The 26,794-nt window shown below is 72.5% G+C and carries 29 protein-coding genes; 16 read left to right on the forward strand and 13 right to left on the reverse strand.

The annotated features are described in order from the left end of the window. Window positions 1–59 precede the first annotated feature (59 nt). Window positions 60–1,613 carry a GMC oxidoreductase gene (locus tag ABZW17_RS40945; RefSeq protein WP_354826607.1) on the reverse strand — a complete coding sequence of 518 codons (1,554 nt, stop codon included), beginning with the start codon at window positions 1,611–1,613 and terminating at the stop codon, window positions 60–62. 208 nt (window positions 1,614–1,821) lie between these two features. Here ABZW17_RS40945 and ABZW17_RS40950 point away from each other — a divergent pair, with 208 nt between their 5' ends. From ABZW17_RS40950 to ABZW17_RS40960, 3 genes are all read left to right on the forward strand, one after another. After that, a complete protein-coding gene (locus ABZW17_RS40950; protein ID WP_354826610.1) occupies window positions 1,822–2,190 on the forward strand; it encodes an RNA-binding S4 domain-containing protein in 369 nt (122 codons plus the stop codon). A gap of 200 nt (window positions 2,191–2,390) precedes the next feature. Next, on the forward strand, window positions 2,391–2,906 hold the full coding sequence (locus ABZW17_RS40955; protein ID WP_354826612.1) for a sigma-70 family RNA polymerase sigma factor: 516 nt from the start codon (window positions 2,391–2,393) through the stop codon (window positions 2,904–2,906). Beyond that, window positions 2,903–3,205 carry a cupin domain-containing protein gene (locus ABZW17_RS40960; protein WP_354826615.1) on the forward strand — a complete coding sequence of 101 codons (303 nt, stop codon included), beginning with the start codon at window positions 2,903–2,905 and terminating at the stop codon, window positions 3,203–3,205. The genes ABZW17_RS40955 and ABZW17_RS40960 overlap by 4 nt, the downstream gene beginning before the upstream one ends. A gap of 3 nt (window positions 3,206–3,208) precedes the next feature. On the opposite strand, the gene shbA is transcribed toward ABZW17_RS40960, so the two are convergent. Together shbA and ABZW17_RS40970 are read right to left on the reverse strand one after the other, a co-directional pair. Next, the gene (gene shbA / locus ABZW17_RS40965; RefSeq protein ID WP_354826706.1) at window positions 3,209–3,841 is read right to left on the reverse strand and encodes an RNA polymerase sigma factor ShbA; all 633 of its coding nucleotides are present in this window, start codon (window positions 3,839–3,841) and stop codon (window positions 3,209–3,211) included. A 187-nt stretch (window positions 3,842–4,028) separates the two neighbouring features. Beyond that, a complete protein-coding gene (locus ABZW17_RS40970) occupies window positions 4,029–4,823 on the reverse strand; it encodes a hypothetical protein (protein WP_354826617.1) in 795 nt (264 codons plus the stop codon). Between the two features lie 390 nt (window positions 4,824–5,213). Between ABZW17_RS40970 and ABZW17_RS40975 the strand changes: the two genes are divergently transcribed. Further along, the gene (locus ABZW17_RS40975; RefSeq protein WP_354826620.1) at window positions 5,214–5,384 is read left to right on the forward strand and encodes a hypothetical protein; all 171 of its coding nucleotides are present in this window, start codon (window positions 5,214–5,216) and stop codon (window positions 5,382–5,384) included. 1 nt (window position 5,385) lies between these two features. On the opposite strand, the gene ABZW17_RS40980 is transcribed toward ABZW17_RS40975, so the two are convergent. Together ABZW17_RS40980 and ABZW17_RS40985 are read right to left on the reverse strand one after the other, a co-directional pair. Further along, the gene (locus ABZW17_RS40980) at window positions 5,386–5,829 is read right to left on the reverse strand and encodes a hypothetical protein (RefSeq protein ID WP_354826623.1); all 444 of its coding nucleotides are present in this window, start codon (window positions 5,827–5,829) and stop codon (window positions 5,386–5,388) included. Window positions 5,830–5,891: 62 nt separating this feature from the next. Continuing rightward, window positions 5,892–7,001 (reverse strand): NAD(P)/FAD-dependent oxidoreductase, encoded by a 1,110-nt coding sequence (locus ABZW17_RS40985; protein ID WP_354826625.1) that lies wholly within the window; start codon window positions 6,999–7,001, stop codon window positions 5,892–5,894. A gap of 84 nt (window positions 7,002–7,085) precedes the next feature. Between ABZW17_RS40985 and ABZW17_RS40990 the strand changes: the two genes are divergently transcribed. Then, entirely contained in the window at window positions 7,086–7,736 is a 651-nt protein-coding gene (locus ABZW17_RS40990) for a TetR/AcrR family transcriptional regulator (protein WP_354826627.1), read from the forward strand. Here the strand turns inward: ABZW17_RS40990 and sigJ are convergent. Beyond that, a complete protein-coding gene (gene sigJ / locus ABZW17_RS40995; protein ID WP_354826629.1) occupies window positions 7,733–8,587 on the reverse strand; it encodes an RNA polymerase sigma factor SigJ in 855 nt (284 codons plus the stop codon). The genes ABZW17_RS40990 and sigJ overlap by 4 nt on opposite strands. 146 nt (window positions 8,588–8,733) lie before the next feature. On the opposite strand from sigJ, the gene ABZW17_RS41000 reads away from it, so the two are divergent. Next, window positions 8,734–11,037, forward strand: coding sequence for an EAL domain-containing protein (locus ABZW17_RS41000; RefSeq protein WP_354826632.1), 2,304 nt, complete (start codon window positions 8,734–8,736; stop codon window positions 11,035–11,037). Between the two features lie 84 nt (window positions 11,038–11,121). Here the strand turns inward: ABZW17_RS41000 and ABZW17_RS41005 are convergent, their stop codons facing one another. Beyond that, window positions 11,122–11,937, reverse strand: coding sequence for a cyclase family protein (locus ABZW17_RS41005; protein WP_354826635.1), 816 nt, complete (start codon window positions 11,935–11,937; stop codon window positions 11,122–11,124). A gap of 99 nt (window positions 11,938–12,036) precedes the next feature. Here ABZW17_RS41005 and ABZW17_RS41010 point away from each other — a divergent pair, with 99 nt between their 5' ends. Together ABZW17_RS41010 and ABZW17_RS41015 are read left to right on the forward strand one after the other, a co-directional pair. Beyond that, complete coding sequence (locus ABZW17_RS41010) at window positions 12,037–12,462, forward strand: DUF5709 domain-containing protein (RefSeq protein ID WP_354826637.1); 426 nt, start codon at window positions 12,037–12,039, stop codon at window positions 12,460–12,462. Between the two features lie 273 nt (window positions 12,463–12,735). Beyond that, window positions 12,736–15,477, forward strand: coding sequence for a BTAD domain-containing putative transcriptional regulator (locus ABZW17_RS41015; protein ID WP_354826639.1), 2,742 nt, complete (start codon window positions 12,736–12,738; stop codon window positions 15,475–15,477). Between the two features lie 6 nt (window positions 15,478–15,483). Here the strand turns inward: ABZW17_RS41015 and ABZW17_RS41020 are convergent, their stop codons facing one another. Next, window positions 15,484–15,855, reverse strand: a complete 372-nt coding sequence (locus ABZW17_RS41020) for a MerR family transcriptional regulator (protein WP_354826642.1) — start codon at window positions 15,853–15,855, stop codon at window positions 15,484–15,486. Between the two features lie 54 nt (window positions 15,856–15,909). Between ABZW17_RS41020 and ABZW17_RS41025 the strand changes: the two genes are divergently transcribed. Then, on the forward strand, window positions 15,910–17,073 hold the full coding sequence (locus tag ABZW17_RS41025; RefSeq protein WP_354826645.1) for an MFS transporter: 1,164 nt from the start codon (window positions 15,910–15,912) through the stop codon (window positions 17,071–17,073). A 77-nt stretch (window positions 17,074–17,150) separates the two neighbouring features. On the opposite strand, the gene ABZW17_RS41030 is transcribed toward ABZW17_RS41025, so the two are convergent. Further along, a complete protein-coding gene (locus tag ABZW17_RS41030) occupies window positions 17,151–18,335 on the reverse strand; it encodes a glycoside hydrolase family 18 protein (protein WP_354826648.1) in 1,185 nt (394 codons plus the stop codon). Between the two features lie 153 nt (window positions 18,336–18,488). Here ABZW17_RS41030 and ABZW17_RS41035 point away from each other — a divergent pair, with 153 nt between their 5' ends. Further along, on the forward strand, window positions 18,489–18,875 hold the full coding sequence (locus ABZW17_RS41035) for a hypothetical protein (RefSeq protein WP_354826651.1): 387 nt from the start codon (window positions 18,489–18,491) through the stop codon (window positions 18,873–18,875). Here ABZW17_RS41035 and ABZW17_RS41040 read toward each other — a convergent pair. Then, entirely contained in the window at window positions 18,869–20,215 is a 1,347-nt protein-coding gene (locus ABZW17_RS41040) for a pyridoxal-dependent decarboxylase (protein ID WP_354826708.1), read from the reverse strand. The genes ABZW17_RS41035 and ABZW17_RS41040 overlap by 7 nt on opposite strands. Before the next feature lie 85 nt (window positions 20,216–20,300). On the opposite strand from ABZW17_RS41040, the gene ABZW17_RS41045 reads away from it, so the two are divergent. After that, complete coding sequence (locus tag ABZW17_RS41045; RefSeq protein ID WP_354826653.1) at window positions 20,301–20,834, forward strand: GNAT family N-acetyltransferase; 534 nt, start codon at window positions 20,301–20,303, stop codon at window positions 20,832–20,834. Here the strand turns inward: ABZW17_RS41045 and ABZW17_RS41050 are convergent. Further along, a complete protein-coding gene (locus ABZW17_RS41050; RefSeq protein ID WP_354826656.1) occupies window positions 20,824–21,300 on the reverse strand; it encodes a nitroreductase family deazaflavin-dependent oxidoreductase in 477 nt (158 codons plus the stop codon). The genes ABZW17_RS41045 and ABZW17_RS41050 overlap by 11 nt on opposite strands. A gap of 33 nt (window positions 21,301–21,333) precedes the next feature. Here ABZW17_RS41050 and ABZW17_RS41055 point away from each other — a divergent pair, with 33 nt between their 5' ends. From ABZW17_RS41055 to ABZW17_RS41070, 4 genes are all read left to right on the forward strand, one after another. Next, window positions 21,334–21,963, forward strand: a complete 630-nt coding sequence (locus tag ABZW17_RS41055) for a methyltransferase domain-containing protein (protein WP_354826659.1) — start codon at window positions 21,334–21,336, stop codon at window positions 21,961–21,963. Between the two features lie 254 nt (window positions 21,964–22,217). Then, window positions 22,218–23,390, forward strand: coding sequence for a helix-turn-helix domain-containing protein (locus ABZW17_RS41060; RefSeq protein ID WP_354826662.1), 1,173 nt, complete (start codon window positions 22,218–22,220; stop codon window positions 23,388–23,390). Between the two features lie 57 nt (window positions 23,391–23,447). Next, window positions 23,448–23,927 (forward strand): DUF2975 domain-containing protein, encoded by a 480-nt coding sequence (locus tag ABZW17_RS41065; protein ID WP_354826664.1) that lies wholly within the window; start codon window positions 23,448–23,450, stop codon window positions 23,925–23,927. After that, a complete protein-coding gene (locus tag ABZW17_RS41070; protein ID WP_354826666.1) occupies window positions 23,927–24,139 on the forward strand; it encodes a helix-turn-helix transcriptional regulator in 213 nt (70 codons plus the stop codon). The genes ABZW17_RS41065 and ABZW17_RS41070 overlap by 1 nt, the downstream gene beginning before the upstream one ends. On the opposite strand, the gene ABZW17_RS41075 is transcribed toward ABZW17_RS41070, so the two are convergent. Further along, window positions 24,136–24,633, reverse strand: a complete 498-nt coding sequence (locus tag ABZW17_RS41075; RefSeq protein WP_354826668.1) for a hypothetical protein — start codon at window positions 24,631–24,633, stop codon at window positions 24,136–24,138. The genes ABZW17_RS41070 and ABZW17_RS41075 overlap by 4 nt on opposite strands. Window positions 24,634–24,904: 271 nt before the next feature. On the opposite strand from ABZW17_RS41075, the gene ABZW17_RS41080 reads away from it, so the two are divergent. Next, the gene (locus ABZW17_RS41080) at window positions 24,905–25,975 is read left to right on the forward strand and encodes a DUF3068 domain-containing protein (RefSeq protein WP_354826671.1); all 1,071 of its coding nucleotides are present in this window, start codon (window positions 24,905–24,907) and stop codon (window positions 25,973–25,975) included. Between the two features lie 3 nt (window positions 25,976–25,978). On the opposite strand, the gene ABZW17_RS41085 is transcribed toward ABZW17_RS41080, so the two are convergent. Beyond that, window positions 25,979–26,674, reverse strand: coding sequence for a class I SAM-dependent methyltransferase (locus ABZW17_RS41085; protein ID WP_354826674.1), 696 nt, complete (start codon window positions 26,672–26,674; stop codon window positions 25,979–25,981). Window positions 26,675–26,794 lie beyond the last annotated feature (120 nt).

The following is a 26,794-nucleotide window of genomic DNA, read 5'->3' on the forward strand; positions in this document are numbered from 1 at the left end:
CGTGAGTGGTAAGGCGGGTTAGAACCCGCCTTACCACTCACGACGAGCCGCGGCAGACCTCAGAAGTCCGTGGCGATGATCTTTTCGATGTTGCGTTCCGCCAGTGCGGTGATGGTGACGAACGGGTTGACGCTGGTGTTGCCCGGGATCAGCGAACCGTCGATCGCGTACAGGCCCGGGTACCCGGCGAGCCTGCCGTAGTTGTCGGTCGCCCTGCCGAGCACCGCGCCACCGAGCGGGTGGTAGGTGAGATGGTCGCCCCAGATCTTGTACGTGCCGAAGAGGTCGGTCCGGTAGATCGTGCCCTCGGTCGAGTTGATCTTGTCGAAGATGGTCTTCGCCATGTCGATCGACGGCTGCTTCCACGCCGTCTGCCAGTTCAGCTCGACCGCGCGGGTCGTCGGGTTCCAGGCGAACTGCGCCCGGTTCGGGTTCTTGGTGATCGACAGGTAGAACGACGCCCACGTCTCGATCCCGGTCGGCAGCGGCGCGACCTCCGCGAAGGCGCCGCCCGCGGCCCAGTTGTCGATGCCGCCGCACGGGATGGTCGACTGGGAGGCCCCGGTCGGGTCCCAGATCTGGTTGGCGCGCCCGACCATCACGTTCCCGTTGTCGCCCCAGCCCTTCCCGATCTCACCGTTGAGGTTCGGCAGCGCGCCGGTCGCCTTCAGCTTCACCAGCAGCTTGCTGGTTCCCACGCTGCCCGCGGCGAAGAAGACCTTGTCCGCGGTGACGGTCTTGATGGTGGACACCGCACCCGCGGTGGTGAGCTGCTCGATCGTCACCGTGTAGCCGCCGCCGGCGGCCGGCACCACCTGCGTCACCCGGTGCAGCGGCGAGATGGTGACCCGGCCGGTCGCGGCGATCTTCGGCAGGTAGGTCTTCTGCAGCGACTTCTTGCCGTAGTTGTTGCCGAACAGGATTTCCCCGGCCAGCGCCGACTTCGGGACGGTGCCGGCCGCTTCCTTTTCCATGTAGTCCCAGTCGTACACGTCCGGCACGAACACGAACGGGAAACCGGACCGCTGGGCCTGTTTCCGGCCGACGCGGGCGAACTGGTACCAGTCGGTGCTGTCGAACCAGGCCGGCCGGACGGTGGCGACCCCGAGCCCCGCGTTGGCGCGCGGGTAGTAGACGTTGTACATCTCGTCGGCGTCGACGGTCGGGAGGATCGCGCCGAAGTTCTCGCGCTTCGGCGTGACGGCCATGCCGCCGTTGACGAGCGAGCCGCCGCCGACCCCGCGGCCCTGGTACACGATGATGCCGCCGAACTCCTCGGCGTCGAGGATGCCCGTGTAGCGCGGGATGTCCTTGTCGATCGGGAACCCGAGGAAGTTGGAGAACGGCTGTTTCGTCCTGGTGCGCAACCAGAAGGACCGCTGGTCCGGATTCGGCGTGGCGCAGAAGATCTTGCCGTCGGAGCCGGGGGTGTCCCAGGCCATGCCCATTTCGACCATCTGCACGTCGACGCCGGCCTGGGCGAGCCGGAGGGCGGCGACCGAGCCGCCGTAGCCGGTGCCGATCACGAGCGCGGACACGCGGGCGCCGTCGGCGATGGCGGCCGGCTGCTTCGTCGCAGCGGCGGCTCGGCCGGCGAGTGCGGCGCCCGCCAAGATAGAACCGGTTCCAGCAATGAAGAGACGACGCGAAACAGGGTTGGAAGTTGTTCTCCACATGGGTTCGTCGCTCATGCTTTGGTCCTCACCGTTGAGGTATTTAGAACAAGTTATAGCTGGATGGTGCAGACAAGTCGACATATACCCACGAGTAACCTGCCGGTCCGGCGCGGCCGTGCCGCTGAATGGGCCATGATGGACGACTGTGGAGTCCACCCGAGTGGACCGCTGGCTCTGGGCGGTCCGGCTGACCAAGACCCGCCCGGACGCCGCGGCGGCGTGCCGGGGCGGCCACGTGCGCGTCAACGACAAGCCGGCCAAACCGGCGACCACGGTCGTCCCGGGTGACGAGGTCCGCCTGCGCGTCGGCGGGACGACGAAGGTCCTCGACGTGGTCCGCGTGATCCAGAAGCGTGTGGGCGCCCCGGACGCGGCAACGTGCTACCTCGACCGGACCCCGAAGCCACCCCCGGAGACGGCGATCCCGGTCGCCCGCCGCGACCGGGGCGCGGGCCGGCCGACCAAACGGGAGCGTCGCGTGCTCGACGCGTTCCGGACCCGGCAGGAACCCTAGGCAAGCACCCGGCGCCGAAGCCGAAGCAAAGGGTCGCCGCCATCCGGCGTAGCCGCAGGACCGGGCCGCGCCGACGAGGGGCCGTAGGTCATTTCCCTGTTCCGGCAAGGGATCGTCGCCGTTATCGCGGCGCGTCCGGAAATTGCCGGGAATCCGGGCGAAGCCGGTCGGCCGCCGGGGAATGGGGGTAGTTGGCCCGCATGACGACGCGCGCAACCCGGGACAGCCTGCTCGCGGCTCGGCCCCTCGTGGTGCGGTACTGCCGCGCCCGGCTCGACCCGGACGCGGCCGACGACGTCGCCCAGGACGCCTGCCTGGAACTGCTCGAGGCCCTGCCGCGGCGGCCGCCGGAGCGGCCGTTCGGGGACTTCGTCCGCGGGATCGCCCGCCACCAGGTCGCGGCGGCGCGGCAGGCCGCCGCGCGGCAGCGGGACGAGCCGGTGGCCGAACTGCCGGACAGGGTCGACTCGTCGCCCGATCCCGAACACCACGTCCTGCGGTGCGAGCTGGGCGAACGGGTGGCCAAGCTGCTGCGGGTGCTGTCCCGCAAACAGCGGGAAATCGTCGTGCTGCGCGTGGTGGTCGGCCTGTCGGCCGAGGAAACGGCGACGGCGGTCGGCTCGACACCCGGCGCGGTGCGGGTGGCCCAGCACCGCGCGCTCGGCCAGCTGAGGAAGGCCGTGACCGGCCGCGGCGCGGCTACCCTGGCCGGATGAGCGACAGCGAGAACTTCGAAGGGCGCGATGTCGGGTCCGGGATCTCGGTCATCCGCGAAAGCACGGACGTCGTCGGCTCCGGGCCGCGGCTGCACCGGCACCCCTACACCGAAACGTTCGTCATCCTCCGCGGGCGGGCGCGGTTCACCGTCGGCGACGAGGAGCGTGACGGCGGCGCCGGGGACGTGCTCGTCGTCCCCGCGCACACGCCGCACAAGTTCGCCGTGCTCGGACCCGGCGTCTACGAGGCCGTGCACATCCACGAAAGCGACCACTTCGTCACCGAATGGCTGGAGTGACCCTCAGAGCCCGCGCTCGCCGATCATGCCGCGCAGCTTCGTCAGCGCGCGGTACTGCGTGATGCGGACGTTGCCCGCCGAAATACCGAGGGCTTCCGCCGTCTCGTTCGCCGAGAGGCCGGCGATGATCCGCAGCGACAGGATTTCCCGGTGCAGCGGCGGCAGCAGCGCGAGCAGCCGGCCGAGACGCGCACCGAGGTCCAGTTCGAGGACGTGGTTCTCCGGCTCGTTGCCGCCCAGCGGCCGGTCCGGGAGCTCCGGGACCGGCTTCGAGCGGTCCCGGGCCACCGAGCGGAAGGCGTCGGCCACCTTGTTCGCCGCGATCGCGCGCACGAGGTAGAGGAAGGAACCGCCGCGGTCCTGGTAGTTCGGCAGGACCTTCAGCACGGCCAGGCACACCTCCTGGGCGACGTCGTCGGCCGAGAGGTAGGAGAGGTCGCGGCCCCCGATCCGGGCCCGGCAGTAGCGCACGACGGTCGGCTTGATCAGCCGCAGCAGCGCCTGGACGGCGTCCGGGTCGCCGCCGCGGGCCGCCGCGACCACCGGGTCGATCCGCTCCTTCACCAGGCCGCCGTCCGGCCGCGGCGAATCCGCCAGCACGGTGTATCCGTCGACCGGCGCCTCCGCCGGGATCATGGTTTCCACGGGCCCTCCTCGCGTCCGCCGCCGGGCCGCTTCGTCCACAGTGGACATTATGCTGCGTGGACGTTCCCCGGTCCGACATCTGGAGTAATCGAGGCGCTGACCAGCAACGTTGCAGGACGGCGGTGGTTGTCCAGGTTTTGTCCGGTAACCGGCGGTTCGAGCCCGGACAGACCCCGGCTCAGCCCCAGCGGATGCCGTACGCGAAGCCCGGTGCCAGCTGCCGGAACCGCACGTGCACCTCCCCCGCCTCGTCCGCCGCCAGCACCGGCCCGCCGCGCGAGAGGTCGCCCGGGTCCACCTGGTCCACCCGGACTATCCGCGCCGGCACCCGGTCACCGAACCGGACGTGCAGGTCGAACACGTCGCACGGGTGCCTCGGCACGCAGACGTACCGCGGCTCCCGCAGGTTCGCCCGGAATCGCAGCCCGACCTCGTGCCGGGCACCCCGCCGCAACGGCTCCGGCAGCCGCAACGCGAACCCGATCCGGTCGCTCGATTCCATCCCGCGGCCGGCGATCACACCGCCGTGGAACACGTCGACACCGAGATCGGACTCGTGCACCGATTCGCCGGATTGGGCGGACAGCGGCAACGTCAACGCGAGGTCGAGCACGGCGATTTCGTCGGCGTCCGCGATCACCCGCCGGAATTCGAACGCCTCCGGCACCGGTTGATCGAGAGCCAGCGTGACGCGCAGTTCTTCGGTGTGCCAACTGCGGCTCGGATAGCGCGGCAGTTCCGGCCCGGGCGCCGCGACGGCGAGTGCGGCGATCTGCTCGATTCCCTCGTCGATCCGGCGCCGGACCGTCCGGTCGTCGCGGTCGAGCGTGCTCGCCGCCCAGTGCACCCGGTCCTGGTAGAACGGCTTCCGGGCCCGCTCGTCCAGCGCGAACGCCGCCAGCAGGGCGATCTTCAGGTCGTCCGGCAGCGACTCGACCAGCGGCCGCAATCGGTCCGACAGCTTACGCCGCATCTCGACCGTTCCGTCATCTTCCAAAATGCCACAAGTGCTGCGCAATGCGGGGCCGACCCGGTCCGCGAGCGGTGTCGTGAAAATTGCCCTCCCTTTGCGCAGGGCCTTGAGCTCACCGACCACGTCCGCCGCACTGAGGCTCACCTTTCTTCCCCTTCCCACGCACGGAGGTCAATGTTCGTCAGCGTCACCGCCGATGTCCAGCCGATCACGCGGCGCGAAACGGATCGTTATCCCGCGGTTTCCTTTCCCGTTGCGACCGAACACCGAAACTCCGATTCCGCGGCGAAACCGCGGCGGTGTCGAAGTCGTCGAAACACCCACCCCACTCCGCCGGGTGAACGTGGCGCGAGCCGGTTCGCCGCGGCCCGCCGCGGGTATTTGTCGATCATGAGCCCGAAGATGTGGCGCCTGCTGATCTCGGGGACGCTGCGGCTGTTCTTGATCAGCACCGTGCCGGCCGCCGTGCACGTGTCCGTGCTCGCCGGCCTGGCCGCGACGGTGATCGCGTTCGTCGTGCCGGCCCCGCGCAGCAGGCACGAACCCGGCGGCCCCGGCTAGCTCAGGTCCGCTTGCGGCTCGCGATCTCGTCGGAGAGCTGCCGGACACGGGCCGGGTCCGCGTCCCGGGCGAGGGCGACGCAGTGGTCCATCACGGCCGGCCGGTAGCGCACCGGCAGCGTCTGTCCCGGGGCGAGCCGGGTGAGCTCGGTGAGGGTGAGGTCTTCGTCCGCGATGCCGCGGAACGAGCGGCCGTCGGCGGTCTCCACGTCGAACATCAGGACCACGCGTGGATTGCTGTTGACCTCCCGCCAGCCGACGAGAACGCCGAGCGCAAGCTCCCCGGTACGCAGTTCCGCGGTGCGCCTGGCCGCGTCCCTGCTCAGGAGCGGGTTCGGGGCGACGCCCGGGAAGCCGGGCCCCACACCGAGCGATTCCCGGCTCAGGTCGGGCCTGAGCTGCGCCATCAGATCGTCGAGCTTCTTCCGGTTCTTCCGACCGAACACCCGGCACCCCTCCCACCGCGATCGTACGTCGCGATCATCCCCCACCCCACCGGACAGCACACCTAGACCGACATCATGGCGACCATGCTGTGCGGCGCGTCCGGCCCGAACATGACGTCGTACAGGTCGTCGTCCGCCATCTCCGCCGCGACGCGCGGGAACAGGCGCTGTTCGTACTCCGCCAGCGCCGCCTCCGCGTCGCCGGGGTGCGCGGCGATCGCCCGGCCGAGCTCGGCACCGTCCAGCATGGCCAGGTTGGCGCCCTCGCCGTTCGGCGGCATCAGGTGGGCGGCGTCGCCGAGCAGGGTCACCCCCGGCACGCGGTCCCAGCGGTGCCCGGCGGGCAGCGTGCAGAGGCGGCGCACGGCCGGCGGGACGTCGGTGCCGTCGATCAGCGCCGTGAGCTCCGGGGCCCAGCCGCCGAACTCCCCGAGCACGCGTGCGGTCACCGCGGCGGGGTCGAGACCGGCCAGCCAGTCCTGCGGCTTCACCAGCTGCGCGTAGGTGTGCAGCGTGCCGCCGCCTTCCCGGTGCGCGACGATCCCCTTGCCCGGCGCCAGCGCGTACATCGATCCGGCGCCGACCGCCTTGGCGGCCGCCGGGTGCCGGGTGTCGCCGTCGAACAGGAAAGTCTCGACGACCGAGACGCCGACGTACTCGGGCGTGGCGGCGGAGAGCAGCGGGCGCACCCGCGACCAGGCGCCGTCCGCGCCGACGAGCAGCCGTGCGACGACCGTGGCACCGCCGGCGAAGCTCACCTCGTGGCCGCCGTCCCCGAGCGGCCGCACGCCGGTGACCTTGTGCCCCCACCGGACGGTGCCGGCCGGCAGCGAGTCCAGCAGCAGCTGCCGCAGGGCGCCGCGCGGCACCTCCGGCCGTTCGCCGGTGCCGTCGTCGGGCCGGTCGAGCAGCACCGCCCCGGTCCGGTCGAGGACCCGGTAGGACTCGCGGCCCTCGAGGATCAGCTCGCGGAACCCCGCGGTGAGGCCGGCCGCTTCGAGCGCCGGCTGGCCGTTCCCGGGGTGGATGTCGAGCAGGCCGCCCTGGTGGCGGGCGTCCGGCGAGGGCTCCGCCTCGTAAACGGCGACGTCGACGCCGTGGACGTGCAGGACGCGAGCGAGCACGAGCCCGCCGAGGCCCGCTCCGATGATCGTGACCGAGGGCGTCATCATTCCTCCCGAAGAGTTTGGATTGTCGATCCAAACTCACCGTAGCACGACTTTGGATCGACGATCCAAACGTGCGATACTCCTCCCATGGCACCCCGGCGCACGGACGAGCTCACCAAGGACGTGATCGTCGCGGCGGCGACCGGGCTGCTCGACGAAGGCGGCGAGGCCGCGCTGACGTTCCGCGCGCTGACCACCCGCCTGAGCACCGGGTACGGGGCGATCTACCACCGCGTCGCGAACAAGAGCGACCTGCTCGCGGCGGCCACCGACACCGTCGTCGGCCGGGTCGTGACCGGTGCCGTCCCCGACGCACCACCGCGGGAGGCGCTGCGGACCGTCGCCCTCGGCCTGTTCGACGCGATCGACGAGCATCCCTGGGTCGGCGCGCAGCTCTCGCGGGAGCCCTGGCGCCCGGCGCTGCTGGAGGTCTACGAGCGCATCGGCGGGCTGCTCACCGCGCTGGGTGTCCCCGGGCCGTCGCTGTTCGACGCCGCGGGCGCGCTGGTGAACTACGTCCTCGGCGTCGCCGGCCAGAACGCCGCCAACGCCCGCCTCTCCGCCGAACCCGACCGCGACGCCTTCCTCGGCCGCATCGCCGGCCAGTGGGAGCAGCTGGACCCCGAGCGCTACCCCTTCGTGCACCGGGCGGCGGCGCAGCTGCGCGACCACGACGACCGCGAGCAGTTCCTGGCCGGCATCGACATCTTCCTGGCCGGCATCGCGACCCTCCGCTAGCCCGGCCAGCGGCGCAGCTTCTCGGGGTTCCGCACCGCCCAGATCCGCCGGACCACCCCACCCACGACGTCGAGCGCCACGACCGCCGCGACGGTACCGTCCCGTCGCGTCACCAGTCCCGGCTGCCCGTTGACCGTGGTCTCCTCGATCGTCAGCGCCGGGACGCGGCTGACGAGGTGCACCGCGTACCGCGCGACCCGCTCGCCGCCCACGACCGGGCGGAGGGCCGCGCCGGCCAGGCCGCCGCCGTCCGCGACGGCCGTGGCCTCCGGGTCGAGGAGGCCGACCAGGCCCCGGATGTCCTTCGCCTCCCACGCCTGCTTGAACGCCCGGACGACGTCCGCCTGGCCGGGCGCGGGCTGCGGGACCCGGGCCGCGGCGACCCGGCGGCGCGCGGAACTAGCCAGCTGGCGGCAGGCCGCCGGTGTCCGGTCCAGCACCGCCGCCACCTCGGCGAACGGGTAGGCGAAGACGTCGTGCAGCACGAACGCCACCCGCTCGGCCGGCGTCATCGCGTCCAGCACGACGAGGAACGCCATCGTGACCGACTCGTCCAGCGTGACGCGGTCGGCCGGGTCGGCGAGCCGGCCCGCGGGCACCGGCTCGGGCAGCCACTCGCCCACGTACCGCTCCCGCCGCACCCGGGCCGAGCCGAGCACGTCGAGGCAGATGCGGCCGGCCACCGTCGTCAGCCAAGCCGCCGGCGATTCGATCGCGTCCCGCTGCGGCCCGGTCAGCGCGTACCACCGGCCGTACGCCTCCTGGACGACGTCTTCGGCGTCGCCCAGCGAGCCCAGCAGGCGGTAGGCGAGCCCGATCAGCTGTGGCCGCTCCGGCCCGATCACGGTCACCCCGGGTCTCCTCCGCTTCGGCTGCCCCCGCCCCCATGACGAACGGGCGCGGCGGTCTGTGACCGCCGGTGCGGTGCGCTTGTGGTCGATCACGCCCGGTGTAGTGTTTGCCGGTCCTACCGGCGTGCGTGACCGCGTGAGGTGCCATGACAGTGCGGCGGTACCCAGTGGCCATCCTGCTCGTCTTCGTCGCGGCGGCCCTGGTCGTGGTCAACGGGTTCGCGTTCTGGGGTGACACCTTCGCCCTCTGGGTCGACGACACCATGCAGCTGAGCGCCGGGATCGGCGCGGTGGTCTGCGGGGTGGTGGTCGCCCGCCGGGTCCGCGGGCACCAGCGCTGGTGGCGCGTGCTGGTCGCGATCGGCATGGCCGGCTGGTCGCTCGGCCAGTGCGCCTGGTCCTGGTACCAGCTGGTCGACGGGCGCGGGCTGCCCTCGCCGTCGCTGGCCGACGTCGGCTACCTGAGCTTCCCGCTGTTCGCGCTCGCCGCCCTCTTCGTGCTCGCCCGGGCGCGGGTCCGGCCGGACCGCGAACGCTGGCAGCCCGCGCAGTGGACGGCGCACTTCGGCGTCGCGGTGGTCCTGGACGGCCTGGTCGTCACCGGTTCGCTGTTCATCCTGACCTGGACCGCGGCGCTCGGGCAGCTGGTGCGGGCCACCGGACCGGACGCGCTGACCTGGGCGGTCGCCATCGCCTACCCGCTGTCGGACCTGGTGATCGTGGTGGTCGCCGTGCTGCTGGTCGTGTTCGACCGGGTCGACCGCCCCTACCGCGCGAACCTGCTGCTGGCCGCGGTCGGGATCGTCGCGCTGGCCTGCTCGGACAGCGTGTTCGCCTACCTGGTCAGCATCGGTGCCGAGAGCATGAAGCCGTGGTCGGACGGCGGGTTCGTGCTCGGCCCGCTGTTCATCGCCTACGCCCTGCTGGTCACCCCCGGCACGCGGCGGCGCGAGGACGCGGGTCAGGCGGTCGGGGTCGACTGGTGGCAGCTGGCGCTGCCGTACGTGCCGGTCACCGCCGTCGCCCTGCTGATCACCGTGCAGATCGTGGCCGGGGCCGGCCCGGACGGCGTCGAGGTGTTCGTCGGCGCGCTCGTGGTGTTCCTGGTGCTCGCCCGGCAGCTGCTTTCCCTGCTGGACAACCGGTTGCTGCTGCGCCGGGTGTACGAGGGCCAGCAGCAGCTGACCCACCAGGCCTACCACGACCCGCTGACCGGGCTGGCCAACCGCGCGCTCTTCGCCGACCGGCTGGACCGGGCCGTCGAGGCCGTCGACCGGCCGCCGCTCGTGCTGATCTTCGTCGACCTGGACGACTTCAAGGAGGTCAACGACCGGTTCGGGCACGCGGGCGGCGACGTCCTGCTGCACGCCGTCGCCCAGCGGCTGCTGAGCTGCGTGCGCGCGGGCGACACCGTCGCGCGCCTGGGCGGCGACGAGTTCGCGATCCTCCTCGAAGGCGAGGTCGACGCCCCGCAGGCGGTCGCCGACCGGATCCAGAGCGCGCTGCGGCGGCCGTTCGCGGTGCACGGGACGCTGGTGCCGGTCCGGGCGAGCATGGGTTTGGTCGTGCCGGACCCCACCGAGCCGTCGATCACCGCCGACGTGCTGCTGGGCCGCGCGGACACGTCGATGTACGCGGGCAAACGGCTCGGCAAGGACACCACGGTCGTCTACCACCCGTCCCCCGACGGGCCGCCGGACTTCCCGTCGGCCCTGCGCCGCGCGGACGGCGGCCTGCCGGAGGGGTTCGCCCTGGTGTTCCAGCCGATCGTCCGGCTGCCCGGCGAGACGCCGGTGGCGGTCGAGGCACTGGCCCGCTGGACCGCGCGCGACGGCACCGCGGTGTCCCCCGAGACGTTCGTCCGCGCCGCCGAGGGCGCGGGCCTCGGCGCGGAGCTGGACGCGCTGGTGCTGGACCTGGCCTGCCGGGAGATCACCGCGGCCGGGATCGACCTGACGGTGCACGTGAACGTGTGCGCGAGCCGCCTCGGCGCCGCGTCGCTCGAGGAGAGCGTCGGGTCCGCGCTGGACCGGTACGGCCTGCCGGCCGAACGCCTGATCGTCGAGATCACCGAAACCGTGCCGGTGCCGGACCTGGCCGCCGGCGCCGCGGCGATCCGCCGCCTGCAGGACCTCGGCGTCCGGGTGGCGCTCGACGACTTCGGCGCCGGGTACAGCTCGCTGACGGTGCTGCACGCGCTGCCGGTCGACCTGATCAAGCTGGACCGCGCGCTGACGACCGGCGTCCGCCCGGACCGCGACGCGGCGCTGTGCCGCTCGCTGGTCGGGCTGTGCGCCGACCTCGACGTGGCCGTCGTGGCCGAGGGCATCGAGACGGCCGAGCAGGCCGAACTGGTCACCCGGGCGGGCTGCACCACCGCCCAGGGCTACCGGTTCGGCCACCCGGCCGCGCTCTCGTCCCTGCGCCTCTCGACGCTCTCCGCCGGCTGACCCGGCCCCGCCGGTCCGCTGGTCTGCCGCGGCCGGTCGTGAGTGGTAAGCAGGGTTCTAACCCGCCTTACCACTCACGAGGACTCAGGCCGGGGGGAGCACGCCGAAGATCGTCGCCGTCGAGCCCGCGCCGCGGCGGTTGATCGGGCCGCCCGCCAGGACCCAGGCGCCCGTCGTCGGCAGCGCTTTCAGGTTCGCCAGGATCTCCAGGCTGATCCGGTGGCGGCGGTAGACCAGCTTGGACACCGTGTACGTCTCGTCCGTGCCGACGTCCGGGCTGAACGTGTCGGTGCCGGTGCCGCCGCGGCGGCCCAGCCGCCCGGTGTCGATCAGCCACCGGACCGCCGGGACGGAGAACCCGGGCTGGTGCAGCACGCCGTCCGCGCCGGTGTTCGGGTACGCCGGGGTGCCCCACTTCGCGTCCCAGCCGGTCCACAGCACCACGACGGACTCGTCCGGGATCCGGCCGTTCCGCTTCTCCCACGCCTTGAGGTCGTCGATCGTCACGGCGTAGTCCGGGTTGGCCGCCGCCTTCGCGCGGACGTCGATCTTGACTGCGGGCCTGAATAGATCGCCCGGATCCATGTCGTCGGCGAGCGGTTCACCGGTGTTGAAGTGGCCGGGCGCGCCCCAGTGCGTGCCGGTGTGCTCGCCTTCGCGGACGAACTGCAGGTAGTAGCCGTCCTGCGGGATGGTGGCGATGGTCTCCAGCTCGAAGGCCGGGTCGCCGGGGAAGACGTTGGTCGTGGCGGGGTCGTTGACGTGCGAGAGGCTGACCAGGTTCAGCTGGTCGAGGCGCACCGGCGGGGCCGCCGTCGCCGCCTGTGCCGTCCGCCCGGACAGCGCGGCACCGAACACCCCGGCCAGGCCCGCGGCCAGCACCCTGCGTCTCATCGGCATGAGGGATCACCTTTCACCGTGCCGGGCGGAGCCCCGGCTGGGCTCGGTCATATCACCCGGACTGGGAACAGCCATAGGGCCTGCGGGAAGATGGTGGTCGTGGACGACGACATCGAAGACAACGCCGACAACGGGATCCTCGACCCCGAGGACACTTTGGACGACCGGGACGAGCTGGCGGAGGGTTATTCACCGCCGGAACGCGCCCAGGCGACCGAAGGCTGGGGCACCACCGCCCGCGAAACCGCGGAGGGCGAAAGCTGGGCCGGCCGGCTCGCCCGGGAGGTCCCCGACCTGGCCGACGACCTCGACGACGACGGTCTGGGCGACACCGAAGACACCGATGGCGAACTGATCGACGACGAGGTCGGCGACGTCCGCGCGGGCCGCCTGGTCGCGTCGGACGAAGGGTTCGGCGAGGACACCGACGAAGAGCTGTACGCCTCGGACGCCGGCATCGACGGCGGCGCGGCTTCGGCGGAGGAAGCGGCCGTCCACGTGATCGACCCGTCCCGCCGCCGGTGAGGTGACGGGGACGGCCCGGCGTTCGAGGGAACCGGACCGCCCCGCCACCGGCCGGATCGCCCGGGAGGCCGCCCCGGGGGCGACGGCCGTGGCAGGGAAGACGATCCGGCCCGCGGTCGCGGCACCGGCCACGAACCGCCCCCTCGACGATTCGTGGCGGCACCGCCGACTTCCCCTACGATGCCGGACCGGCCTTGCGCGAAGCTTTCCCGCGCCTTTCCGGGCATCCGTTACAGTGGGCGGCCGGGTGGACACGGGGAGGCGGACGGCGCGGTGCGGTTCAGGCTGCTGGGCGAACTCGAGGCCCGCGTCGGCGACCACCCGGCGGAGATCCGCCGCCCCCGCCTGCGCGGCCTGCTCGTCGCGCTGCTGACCGACCTGAACAAGGTCGTGCCCGCGGACGTCCTGGCCGAACGGATCTGGGGCGAGCAGCTGCCCGTCAACCCCCGCAACGCCTTGTACAGCTACGTCTCCCGGCTGCGGACGGCGCTCGGCGAAGCCACCGTCGTCCAGCGCTCCGGCGGCTACCTGCTGACGGCCGACCCGGACTCGGTCGACCTCCACGTCTTCCTGCGCCTGCTCGGCGAGGCCGCGGCCACCGGCGACGACCGTGAGAAGGCCGTGCTGCTGGACCGCGCCCTGGCCCTGTGGGGCGGGGAGCCGTTCGCCGGCCTCGACACGCCGTGGTTCGCCAACCTGCGCGGGACCCTGGAGAGCCGGCGGCTGGGCGCGCAGCTGGACCTCGCCGAGATCCGGCTCCGCGGCGACCGCGCCGGCGAGCTGGTCCCCGAGCTGACCGCGCTGGCCGAGAACCACCCGCTGGACGAACGGGTCCGCAGCCGGCTGGTGCTGGCGCTGGCCCGGGCCGGCCGTCAGGGTGACGCCCTGCGCGAGTTCGACCGGATGCGCCGGCTGCTCGCCGAGGAGCTCGGCACCGATCCCGGCGCCGAGCTGCGGCAGGTGCACGAACGGATCCTGCACGGCGACCCGGGGCCGCGCGCCACCACGCCGGTGCCGCAGCAGCTCCCGGCGGCGCCGGCGTCGTTCGTCGGGCGGGCCGGCCTGCTGGCGGAGCTCGACCGGGCCGGGACCGCCGGCCCGGTGGTGATCTCGGCCATCGGCGGTGCGGGCGGGATCGGGAAGACGTCGCTGGCCCTGCACTGGGCGGCCGGGAAGCTCGCCGCGTTCCCCGACGGGCAGCTCTACGTCAACCTGCGCGGCTTCGATCCGGTCGCCGAGCCGCTGCCGGTTTCCGTGGCGGTGCGGGGGTTCCTGCACGCGCTCGGCGTCGACGGGTCCGCGGTGCCGCCGGACCCGGACGCGCAGCTCGCGCTCTACCGCAGCCTGCTGGCCGGGAAGCGGATGCTGATCGTGCTCGACAACGCCGCCGGCACCGGCCAGGTCGTCCCGCTGCTGCCCGGCAGCCCGGCCTGCCGGGTGCTCGTGACCAGCCGGCACCGGCTCGGCGGGCTCGTCGCGACGCACGGGGCGCGGCCGATCTCCCTGGACGTGCTGTCCGCGCGGGAGGCACGGGAACTGCTCGAGCGGTACCTCGGCCGCGACCGGCTCGCCGCGGAGACCGCCACCGTCGACGAGCTGGTCCGGCTGTGCGCCGGGCTCCCGCTGGCGCTGGGGATCGTCGCGGCGCGCGCGGTCACCTCGCCGGAACTGCCGCTGGCGCTGCTGGCCGAGGAACTGCGGGACCACGCCGCCCGGCTGGACGGGCTCGACACCGGCGAGGCCGGGCTGAGCCTGCGCACGGTGTTCTCCTGGTCCCTGCGCCACCTCACGACGGAGGCCGCGGCGTTGTTCGGCCTGCTGGCGCTGGCCCCGGGGCCGGACATCGGCCTGCCCGCCGCGGCCGCGCTGGCCGGCGTCCCGCTCACCGAGGCGCGGAAGGTGCTGCGGGCGCTGGAGAACGCGCACCTGGTGACGCGGACCGCGAGCGGCCGGTACCGGATGCACGACCTCGTCCGGCTCTACGCGTCCGAAGAGGCCGCGCGGACGCTGCCGGAAAGCGCTCGCGAGGCCGCGTTGCGGCGGGTGACGGACTTCCACCTGCAGACGTCCTGGCACGGCAACCACGTGCTCGAGCCGCTCGGACGGCCGATCCGGATCGCCCCGCCGCTCCCCGGGGTCGAGCCGCTGCGCTTCGCCGGTCAGCCCGCCGCCCTGGACTGGTTCATCACCGAGCACGCGTGCTCGACCGCCACCACCGAACTGGCCGTGAAGCGGGGCTGGCACACCGTGGTCTGGCAGCTGGCCGCCGTGCTGAACGAATTCCGGTCCCGGCAGGGCCTGCTGCCGGAACGGGAAACCGCGGGCCGCCTCGCCCTCACCGCCGCGGAGCAGCTCGGCGAGGTCACCGCCCAGCTGATCGCGCACCGCCTGTTCGCCAGCGCCAGCATCTTCGCCGGGCGGACCGAAGCCGCGCTCGAAACCCTGCCCCAGGCCCTGGCGCTGGCCGAGGTGTGCGGAGACCGGGTGCAGCAGGCGCACCTGCACTACGTGCTGGCCGGTGCCTGGGAGTACCACTCGGCGAACTACCGCGCCGAGCTCGAGCAGTGCGAGCACATCCTCCGGCTGATCGAGCCGGAGGACGAGCCGCGGCTCTACGTCAAGACGCTCGACCTGATCGGTTTCTGCTACATCCAGTGGGGCGACCGCGAGCAGGCACGGCACTGGCTGGAGCGGGCCGCGGCGGTGGCCGGGGCGCAGCACGACCTCGACGGCGAAGGCCACGCCATCGGCAACCTGGGGTACGTCTTCCTGCGGGACGGAGACTGGGCGGAGGCGATCGCGCACTTCGAGCGGGCCGTCGAAGCCCTGCGGACCACCGGCAACCTGCGCCACCTGAACTTCTTCCTGGTCGCGCTCGGGGACTGCTACCGCGTGGTGGGCCGGCGGGACGACGCCCGGCGGGTGCTCGGCGAAGCGCTCGACCGCTACCGGAGCCGCCCGGAAGGCGTGCGGTTCGACGAGCTCGAAGCGTGTCTCCTCGCGCTCGACAGCTGAGCGGCTTCAGACCGCGCTGTCGTACTCGCGGACCGCGTCCAGGTACTCCGCGATGGCGTCCCGGTTGCGCAGCAGGCACTCCGCGCGGCGGCTCATGCGATCACGTTCCGCCTCCAGGGTGGCGATCATCTCCGGGGTCGCGTCGGGGAAGTAGATCGTCCGCGGCTTGTCGAGGCACGGCAGGATCTGCTTGATGATCCGGGTCGGCAGCCCGGCGTCGAGCAGGCCGCGGACCTGGATCACCCGGTCGACCGTCGGCTCGTCGTAGTCGCGGTAGCCGTTCGGGCCGCGGCCCGCGATGATCAGGCCCTGCTCTTCGTAGTACCGGAGCAGGCGGCGGGCCGTGCCCGTGCGCTCCGCGAGTTCGCCGATCCGCATGTGCCCCACCTCACGTAGACCTTCACATCGATGTGAGGGTTCGAGCATAGCGGCATGACGAACCCCAGCACCCGCAAGCCGCCCCTGACCGCCCTCCTCGCCCTGACCACCGCCGCGTTCGTCACCGTGCTCACCGAGGCGCTGCCGGCCGGTGTGCTGCCCGGGATGAGCGCGGGCCTCGGCGTCGGTGAAGCGGCGGCCGGCCAGGCCGTGACGATCTACGCGCTCGGCACCGCGCTCACCGCGATCCCGCTTTCCGCCGCCACCGCGCGGTGGTCGCGCAAACGCTTGCTGCTGACCGGCGTGGCCGGGTTCGCCGTGGCCAACACCGTGACGACGCTGTCGGCGGACTACGCGCTGACGATGGTGGCGCGGTTCGTCGCCGGGGTGGCCGCGGGCGTCGTCTGGGCCCTGCTCGCCGGGTACGCGCGCCGGCTCGTCCCGGACGACCAGGGCAAGGCCATCGCGATCGTGATGGCCGGCATCCCGCTGGCCCTGTCGCTCGGCATCCCGGCCGGGACGTTCCTCGGCGGCCTGCTCGGCTGGCGCTCGGCGTTCGGCGTGATGTCGGCGATCGCGGTCGCGCTGCTGGTGTGGATCGCCGCCGCGGTGCCGGACCAGCCCGGCCGGGCGGGCGGCCGGACGCCGGTGCTGCGGACGCTCACCGTGCCCGGTGTCGTCCCCGTGCTCGCGGTGACGCTGGTGTTCGTGCTGGCGCACACGGTGCTCTACACCTACGTCGCGACCTTCCTCGCCGCGGCCGGGATGGGCGACGCGGTGGACGTCGTCCTGCTCGTGTTCGGCGTCGCGTCGATGGCGGGCATCGGGATCGCCGGCGCCCGGATCGACCGCGCGCTGCGGACGCTGATGGTGGCGAGCACGCTGCTGGTGGCGGTGGCCGCGGCGCTGCTGGCGGTGTTCGCGGGCGGCCCGGCGCTGGTCTACCCGGCGGTGGCGCTCTGGGGCCTGGGCTGGGGCGGCGTCCCGACGCTGCTGCAGACGGCCGCCGGGAACGCCGGCGGCGAAGCGGCGGACAACGCCCAGGCCATGCTCGTCACGCTGTGGAACGCGGCGATGGCCGCGGGCGGCGTGGCCGGCGGGTTCCTGCTCGACGCGGCCGGCCCGGCGGCCTTCCCGTGGACCCTGCTGGTGCTCCTGCTGCCGGTGCTCGCCGTGGTGCTCGGCGCACGGCGGCACGGGTTCCCCGCCCGGTCCTGAGTGTCCCGAGTGTCCTGAGTGTCCTGAGTGGACGAAGGGCCCGGGCGCAAGCACGCCCGGGCCCTCCAGCTTCGGGGTCAGCAGCGGCCCGCGATGGCCCGCAGCAGTTCCGCGTTCGCCGTGTCGCCGGACAGCTCCCAGGCGAACACGCCGCCGAGGCCCTGCGACTTCGCGTACCCGGCCTTCGCCGACGCCGTCTCCGGCGTGTCGTAGCTCCACCACTGCGAGCCGCACTTCGCGTACGCCGTACCGGCCACCCGGCCGTTGGCCGGGCACTTGGTCTTCAGGACCTTGTAGTCCTCGACGCCCGCCTCGTACGTGCCGGGCGCCGGGCCGGTGGCCGTGCCGCCGGGCTGCTTCTGCGTGACGCCGTCCCAGCCGCGGCCGTAGAACCCGAGGCCCAGCAGCATCTTCGCCGACGGCACACCCTGGTGGCGCAGTTTCTGGATGGCTGCGTCGGCGTAGAAGCCGGCGGTCGGGATGCCCGGGTACGCGCGCAGCGGCGAATGCGGCGCGGTCGGCCCGGTCGGGCTGGCGCCGGCGACGAAGTAGTCGTACGTCATCACGTTGTACCAGTCGAGGTAGCGGCTCGCCCCGGCGTAGTCGGTGGCGTCGATCTTGCCGCCCTTCGAGCCGTCGGCGGTGATCGCGGCGGTGACCAGCTGGTGCCCGAACTTCGCGCGCAGCGCCTTGACCAGCCCGGTGAACGCCTTCGGGCCGCTGCTGTCGCAGGTGTTGCCGCAGGCGTTCGGGTACTCCCAGTCGATGTCGATGCCGTCGAAGACCCCCGCCCAGCGCGGGTCGTTGACGAGGTTGTAGCAGGATTCGGCGAACGCGGCCGGGTTCTTCGCCGCCTCGGTGAAGCCGGCCGACCAGGTCCAGCCGCCGAAGGACCACAGCACCTTGAGCTTGGGGTGCAGCTTCTTGAGTTCGAGGAGCTGGTTGAAGCTGCCGTGCAGGGTGCCGGTGTCGGCCTGGCCGCTGACGCTCGTGGCGGCGTCGTAGGGCATGTCGTGGTCGGCCCACGGGTCGCCGACCGCGCACCCCCCGCCGGTCACGTTCCCGAAGGCGTAGTTGATGTGGGTCAGCTTCGCGGCCGAACCGGACGTTTCGATGTCCTTGACGTGGTAGCCGCGGGCGTAGACGTCCCAGTCGGCGAAGTAGGCCATCACCTTGCCCGGCGCCTGCCCGGCGTCCGCGGGCGGCGCGACGACGGCGGCACCGGCCAGCGCCAGCGCGGCGGCGGCGATGCTTTTTCTCATGCGGAGCACGGGTTTCCCTTCGCGAGCCGGGCGGGTGGACGTGCCGAGGCTAACAGGTCCAGACCACTGCGGACCAGAGCGAAATCGTGTGGTCAGCGGGTTTCCCGATACCTCCGCAGCCCGGTCCGGATTCACGCGTGGGATGATCGGCCGATGACCGAGTTCGGCTGCGCCCGCTGTTCCGGCGAAGACGCCCTGACCGCGCTGGCGTTCTGCACGACCCGGCTGAACAAGACCCATCGCCTGGTCGAGCGGTCGCACTTCAGCATCTCCCTGCGCCGGTGCCCGGAATGCGGCCAGTCGTTCGCCGCGATCTTCACCGAGTTCGTCGACGGTGGCGAGGACGCGCAGTACTTCGACTTCGTCCCGCTCACCACGGCGGAGGTGTCCTCGCTGGCCAAGCAGGGTCCCCGCGTCGACCTGGCCGAGCTGGGCGCGCTCGGCAGCGTCCGCCGCCGGCTCTCGTCGAGCTGGCCGACGGGCGGGGAGAAGGAGATCTCCTGGCGGACGGATTCACTGTCGGTGCGCGAAGGTCACTGACCGGCCAGGCGCCGGATCGCCGCGGCGCTGCGGTCGACGTCGGCCTCCGTCGTCGCCCAGCCCGACACCGAGATCCGCATGTACCGGCGGCCGCGCCAGGTGGTGCCGCCCAGCCAGCAGGTGCCGTCGTCCTGGACCTTCCGGATGACCGCGTCCGTTTCGTCGCCGAAGGACACCAGGACCTGGTTGAGCACGACGTCGTTGGCGATTTCGGCCCCGCCTTCGGCGAGTCTGTCCGCGAAGCGCCGGGCCAGCCGGCAGCCGCGGCCGACGAGTTCGGCGACGCCGTCGCGGCCCAGCTCCCGCAGCGCCGCCCAGACGGCGAACCCGCGGGCGCGGCGCGACGACTCCAGCGTCAGGTCGCCCATGCCGGAGACCTCCCCGGCGCCGGTGAGGTAGGCCGCCCGGTAGGCGATCGCCGCCGCGTGCACGTCCGGGCGGGCGCAGAAGACGAACCCGGAGTCGTAGGGCACGTTCAGCCACTTGTGCCCGTCGCAGGCCCAGGAATCGGCGAGCTCGACGCCGTCGAGCAGCGCCCGGGTGTCCGGATTGGCCGCGGCCCACAGCCCGAAGGCGCCGTCGACGTGGATCCAGGCGCCACCCGCGGCGGCCCGGGCGGCACGCAGGTCGTCGCACGCGCCGGTGTTGACGTTCCCGGCCTGCAGGCAGACGATCAGCGGCCCGCTGCCGGCCGCGCACACGCGCGCCAGGTCCCCGACGTCGATCGCGCCCTGCGGGCCGGCCTTGACCGGCTCGACCGCCCGGGTGCCGAACCCCAGCAGCCGCAGGGCGCGGTCGATGGTCGCGTGCCGTTCTTCGCTCGCGACGACGCGGACGCGCGGGGCGCCGGTGAGGCCGTCGCGTTCGACGTCCCAGCCCGCTTCGGCGAGCACGTGGTGCCGGGCCGCGGCGAGCCCGGCAGTGTTCGCGGCCTGACCGCCGGTGACGAACCCCACCGAAGCACCGGCCGGAATGCCGAGCAGTTCCTTCAGCCAGGCCCCGGCGACGTCTTCGGCGGCGGCCGCGGCGGGCGAGAGGACGGCGTTGAAGGCGTTCTGGTCCCAGCCGGTGGCGAGCACGTCGGCGGCGGTGGCGGCGGGCAGCGCGCCGCCGACGACGAAGCCGAAGAACCGCGGCCCGGCGGTGGCGACCAGCCCCGGTTCGGCGGCGCGGGCCAGCTGTTCGAGCACATCGGACGGTGGGGTGGGGTGCGCCGGCAGCGGGCCGCCGAACCCGGCCCGCAGCGCGGCGGCGTCGACGGGCCGGGCGACGGGCCGGTCCGCGAGGCCGGCCCGGTGCTGCGCGGCCAGCTCGGCGGCGCGGGCCAGGAGCGCGTGCAGTTCGTCCACGCGCCGACTGTAAGTGTTCACCTTCGGCCTCACCCGTCCGGGAACAATCGGCGCCCTTCCGGCGTAGCGTCCTGGTATGGAGACGCCGTTGAGCACCGACCGGCTCGTGATCCGGGACTGGACGCCGGCCGACGCCGAAGCCGCGTTCGAGATCTACGGGGCCGAGGACGTCACGCACTGGCTGACCCCGGCGATGGACCGCGTCGGCGACATCGCCGCGATGCGCGCGGTGCTGCAGGCGTGGCAGGAGGCGCAGCCGAACCTGCCGCCGCCGCGCGGCCGGTGGGCCGTGGAGCGCAAGGAGGACGGCGTGGTGATCGGCGGCCTCGGCATCCGGCTGCTGCCGCCGTTCGAAGAGGACCTCGAGCTGAGCTGGCAGCTCAGCCCCGGTGTCTGGGGCAAGGGTTACGCGTCGGAGGCGGCGACCGCGCTGATCGGGTGGGCGTTCACCCAGGACACCGAAGAGCTCTTCGCGGTCGCGCGGCCGAACAACACGCGGGCGATCGCCGTCGCCAAGCGGCTCGGCATGCAGTGGGTCGGCGAGACGGACAAGTACTACAACCTGCGGCTGCAGGTGTACCGGATCCGGCACACCGACCTCATCGGCTGAGGCGCTCCAGCAGGAAGACGCGGATTTCGCGGTGCCCGGCCCGCACGGCGTAGCGGTCGTACGCGGGCCAGTACGCGGCCACGGCGTCCCACATCTCCTGGCGCTCGTCCCCGGTCAGGAGCCGCCCGGTGACCTCGACGGTCCGGCCGCCGATCGCGACCGTGGCCTTCGGGTGAGCCAGCAGGTTCGCCGACCACGCCGGGTGGGCCTCGCCGCCCCAGTTCGAGCCGATCACGACGTACCCGCCGGCGCGTTCGACGTACAGCAGCGGCACTTGGCGCGGCTCACCGCTGCGCCGCCCGATGGTCGTGAGCAGCAGCGTCCGCAGCCCGACCGCCGCGCCGACGCCGACCCGGCCGCCGCTGATCCGCAGCAGCACCCGGTCGGCGGGCACGAGCGCGCGCCCCAGCACGGCGAACGCCCTGCTCTTGCCGAACCCGGCGAAGACACCCCGTAAACCGGCCACGGCGAGATCCTAGATCTGGCAGGGTCCCCGATCATGACCCGCCCCGAAACCGCCGCCGAGGTCTTCGACGCCCTCGGCACGGCGTACGAACACGCGTTCCGCACCGCAACCGGCCAGCTCGCGGCGATCACCGACCTGCTCGCGGCCCTGCCCCCGGCGGCGAAGGTGCTCGACCTCGGCGCCGGCACCGGCCGCCCCACGGCGGACCTCCTGGCCGCGGCCGGCCACGACGTCACCGGCTACGACGTGGCGCCGAAGATGGTCGAGATCGCACGCAGCCAGGTGCCGGCCGCGCGGTTCGAGCTCGGCGACATGCGCGAACTGTCCTTCGAGGACGGCACGTGGGACGCGATCACGGCGTTCTTCTCGATGCTGCAGCTCCCCCGCGCCGAGCAGGAGACGATGCTCGGCCGGCTGGCGGGGTGGCTGAAGCCGGGCGGAACGCTGGTGTTCGCCACGGTGCCGGCCGATGTGGACGGCGTCGACATCGTCTTCATGGGACACCCGGTCCGGGCGTACAGCTTCACCGCCGGGCGGGTGAAGGAGCTGCTGGGGGCGGCCGGGCTGGAGGTCGTCCGGGCGGAGGAGGCGGAGTTCGTGCCGGACCACGCGGACGCCGGGCCGGAGCCGCACGTGTACCTGACCGCCCGCAAGCCGGGGTGAGCCGTCAAGCCCGCACGACGTGGGTGTCCGGGGACCCGCACCGCGCCCGGACCCGGGTGAACCGCCAAGCCCGTCACCGCGTGCCAGTGGTGGGCCGGGAACTCCGGACCGTCCGAGCGCGACCCGCGGGCGCCCCGCTCCACGCCCGGACCCGGCCGAGCCGTCAAGCCCTCACCACGTCGATCACCCGATGGACATGAATTTTGCTCAACTTCATGCGTGTCCCGGGCGGCGGACCCGAGCTAAAGTGAGGGATGGGCATCGAAGCTCTGGCCAGGCCGGTACCTCGCGAACACCGCGAGCTGGTGCGCGGCATGCTGGCCAGGCTGCCCGAATTCGCCGATCGGCTGGCCCGGCTGCTCAGCGAGCAGGACGAGTTCTACCGGCAGGTCGAGGACGTCGCCCCGGGTGAGCTGCGGCAGGTGTGCCGGGCCAACCTCGAACGCGCCCTCACCGCACTGGCCGAAGGCCGGGGCCTCGCCCTCGACGCCGCCCGCAAGACCGGGCTGGCCCAGGCCCGGCAGGGCATTCCGCTGCCCGCCGTGCTGCGGGCGTTCCGGATCGGCGGCACCTTCGTCTACGAAGGGCTCCTCGAGCTCGCCGGGCCGGAGTTCCTCAACCCGACCCGGACGATCGAGATCAACTCCTACGTCTGGAAGGCGATCGACCTCTACTCCGACGCGCTGACCACGGCGTACGAGGAGGTCGCGGCCGAGCCGTCGCACGCGAACGCGCGGCTGCTGGACGACCTGCTGCGCGGCCGGCTCGCCGGCCAGGCGGACATGGAGGCCGCCGCGCGGGAGCTGGGGCTGCCGACCGCCGGCATGTTCGTCGCCGTGGTCACCGAGCGCGTCGAGCCGGACGAGCACGACAGCGTCGAGGCGCTGCTGCGGGCGCGGCGCTGGCGCTCGGCGTGGCGGCCCGGCGGCGAGGCGGGCCTGGTCGCGATCGACCGCGTCGAGGACGTCCGGCGGCTGCGCGAAGTGCTCGGGTCGCTGCCCGTGGCGGCGGGGATGAGCCGGCCGTTCAGCGGGTTCCCCGACGTCCCGGACGCGCTGCACCGGGCCCGGATCGCCCGCCGCTCGCTGCCGTCGGCGACCGCCGGCGTGGTCGTGTTCGGCGACTCGCCGGTGACGACGCTGGTCGCCGCCGCGCCGGGGATGGCCCGCGACGTCGTGCGCGCGGCGCTGGCCGGCGTGCTCGCGCTGCCGGACGCGGAACGGAAGGTCCTGCTCGACACGCTGCTCGCCTGGTTCGCCGGCCACGGCTCGGCCAAGGAGGCCGCGGACCGGCTGTTCGTGCACCCCAACACCGTCCGCTACCGGCTGCGCCGGGTGCAGGAGCTGACCAAGCGCGACCTCACCGACCCGGTGGACATCGGCGAGCTGTACGTCGCCCTGGAGTCGGTCCGCCTCGAACCGGCATGATCGAGATTCGATCACTAACGATTGACTTTCGATAGACCACGCGCGATAGTTCGGCGCATGGTTACCGAGAAGTGGGCCGTCGCCGCGCTGCGGGTGTTCCTCGTGGTGCTGTTCGGCGTCCTCGTCGTGTTCCAGACGCTGTCGCTCCCGGGCGGGATCGCCTACCACACGCAGCAGAACCCGCACGACGCGCCGCTGCGCTGGCCACTGACCGCCATCGCGGTGTTCCTCGTGCTGTGCGTCGAGGTGGTGCTCGTCGCGACCTGGAAGCTGCTGACGCTGGTCAAGAAGGACCGGATCTTCACACCCGCGTCCCTGAAGTGGGTCGACGCGATCGTCTGGGCGGTGGCGGCGGCGTGGCTGGTGGTGGCCGGCATGCTGGTGTTCGTCGGCTTCAACGCGGACGACCCGGGGATGCCGATGCTGCTGTTCCTGGTGACGGTGGCGATCACCGTGCTCGGCCTGGTGCTGGTGGTCATGCGCGCACTGCTGCGCCAGGCGACGGCCCTGCGGTCCGACCTGGAAGCGGTCATCTGATGCCGATCGTCGTGCGCATCGACGTCGAGCTGGCCAAGCGGAAGATGAGCGTCGGGGAGTTCGCGGAGCAGGTGGGGCTCACCCCGGCCAACGTGGCGGTGCTGAAGAACGGCCGCGCGAAGGCGGTGCGCTTCAGCACGCTGGAGGCGATGTGCCGGGTGCTGGACTGCCAGCCGGGCGACCTCCTGGAGTGGGTCGACGACGAAGACTAGGCCGCGTCGGCCTCCACCAGGCGGGCCAGCTCCAGCAGCGCGCCCTCGAAGCCCGGACCGGCCGTCAATGCCACCGTCAGCGGGCCGCCACGCCGGTGCGTGCCGACCGGCAGGCGCACCGCCGGTTCCGTCCACTGCGGACGGTCCACACCGGCCGAAACGACCACGTCCGGGCGGGCGCCCCGGTGGCGGCGGCCGCCCGCGTCGAGGTCGAGGACCACGTTGCCGTGCAGGGAAAGCAGGGCGGCCACGTCCGCCACCGCGTTGCGCAGCTCGCGGTCGGCGATCGAGTCGGAGTGCGCGCCGATCGCCGGGCGGGGCCGCTCGTCGTCGCGGGCCAGCCGCGGCACGATCGCCCCCAGGTGGCCGGGGGCGCAGGTGAGCACCCCGATGCCGGGCACGCCCGCCTGCGGGTCGGTGATGCTGATGCCCGCGCTCGCGGCCGCCGCCACGATCCGGGCCCGCCAGCGCGCGGTCGCCGCGATGGCGACCATCGAAGGGTCCTGGGGCAAAAGGGATTTTCTCCTCTGGGGTCCGGCGCGGCGGCGGGGGATCGTCCGATGGTGGGCCCGTGCCCGTTGTGCCCGGGAACAAACATGTTTGGTCGCTTGGTCCGAACGGCGGTGCCCATGCGACCTTCCGGCCCCACCGGGTTCCTGTGACCGCCGGTCACACTTTGACGCGCGGCGTGGCGCAGGCCACTATCCGGGCACCTGATTACCGCCGGGTAATTTGCGTGCCGGCGAACACGACCCAGGAGGACCGTTGCGACGTGCTTTCGGCCTGATCTTGCTGGCGCTGGGCGTCTTCGCGGCCGCCGGGGCGGTGCTCCTGCCCACGTACGTGTACCCGAAGCTCGCCAAGGTGCCGCTCGACCAGGACTCGACGTCGGTGCTCGAAGGCACCGTGAGCAAGGTCCTCGCCGTGACCGACAAGGGCGCCGGCCCGGTCGCCGAGATCCGCGAGAACCGGAAGCTCACCGCGACCGGCCGCGTGCAGGCGAACTTCGCCCGGCCCGAGATGCACCAGGACACCGACTACGCGGTCTGGCTGCTCGCGGTGCAGGTCAAGGACGACGCCGACGACACCGTGGTCAACGCGAGCAAGCGGCAGGTCTGCTTCGACCGCCGCACCTCCGAGGGCTACGACCCGAAGGGCGCCACCGACCCGGCGTGCACCCGGGAAAGCAGCTACATCACCCGGCTGAAGGACAAGGCCGACAAGGACGGCCAGAAGCCGCCCGAGACGAACGACTACAAGGCCCAGCCGGGGCTCAACTTCAAGTTTCCCTTCGGCACCGAGCAGAAGGACTACCAGGTCTACGACGACAACACCGAGAAGGCCGTCACCGCCCGGTACACCGGCACCGAGACGGTGAGCGGGATCGAGACCTACAAGTTCGTCCAGGACATCCCGGACACGAGGATCGAGACGAAGTCGGTGCCCGGCTCGCTCGTCGGGTCCACCGAGCCGACGGTCGACGCGGACCTGTACTACCGCGGGGTCACCACGATCTGGGTCGAGCCGGTCACCGGGATCGAGGTCAAGCAGCAGCAACAGCAGCACCAGGAACTGCGGCCCGGCGCCACCGCCCCGGTCGTCGTGTTCGACGGGACGCTGGCCTACAACGGCAACACGGTCGCGCGGATGGTCGACCAGGTCGACGAGAACCGCGGCCGGCTGCAGTTCCTCTCCAGCACCGGTCCGCTCTGGCTCGGCATCGGCGGCGGCGTGCTGGTCGTCGTGGCGATCTTCCTGCTGATCCGCCGCCGCCCGGCCGAGCCGCCGGCCCCGCCGCAGCGGCGGCACCGGGTGCCGGTCGGCGCCGACCGCTGAGGGTCAGCGCCGTCGCAGCACCAGCACCAGGTTCCACGAAGCTATTTCGCGAAGGCCGGGAATGCGCACGATCCACATCGCCCAGCTCGGGTGGTAACGCGGGTACCCGGCCACCAGATCGGCCAGCGGCGTCGTTTTCGCCCAGCGAAGGGCGGCGCCGACGGAAACCGGGAAAAGGCTTTCCCCGAATTTGTTCTTCGGCTGCTTCCCGAGTTTCCTGGCATAACGCTGCCGGGCGTAGTAGCCGCCGAGGAAATGCCACGGCGCGGTCTCGTGGCCGCCCCACGGCGAATACCACGGCGTGAAGGAGGCGAACACCGTGCCGCCGGGCTTGGTCACCCGGCACATCTCGTCGAGCATCACCCACGGCTCGGCGACGTGCTCCAACACGTTCGACGAGTAGCAGACGTCGACGGATCCGGTGCGCACGGGCAGTTCCGTGCCACTGGCCCGGATCATGTTCTCGCCCGGCTCGCCGCGCGCGGACAGCTCCCCGACGTCGGGGTCGAGGCCGAGGTAGACCGCACCGGCCGCGCGGAACGCGTCGGAGAAATAGCCGGGACCACCGCCGACGTCGAGCACCGTGCGCCCGGCCAGCGGAGTGTGCGCCGCCAGTTGCCGGACCGAGTCGCCCGCCAGCGCGGAATAGAACCCGTCCGGGTCGGTCTGCTCGGTGAGGAACGTGCGGAACAGCGTCACGGAACGGCCGAGCGTCGCCCGGTGCGGCTGCTCGAGAACCGGATTACCTACCATTGAACCGTCGCTTTCCCGAATACGTTCATCTAGGGTGTACGCACCAGTAACCTAGCACCGTCGCTA

Source organism: Amycolatopsis sp. NPDC004625 (genome assembly GCF_040609695.1).
Lineage (GTDB): Bacteria > Actinomycetota > Actinomycetes > Mycobacteriales > Pseudonocardiaceae > Amycolatopsis.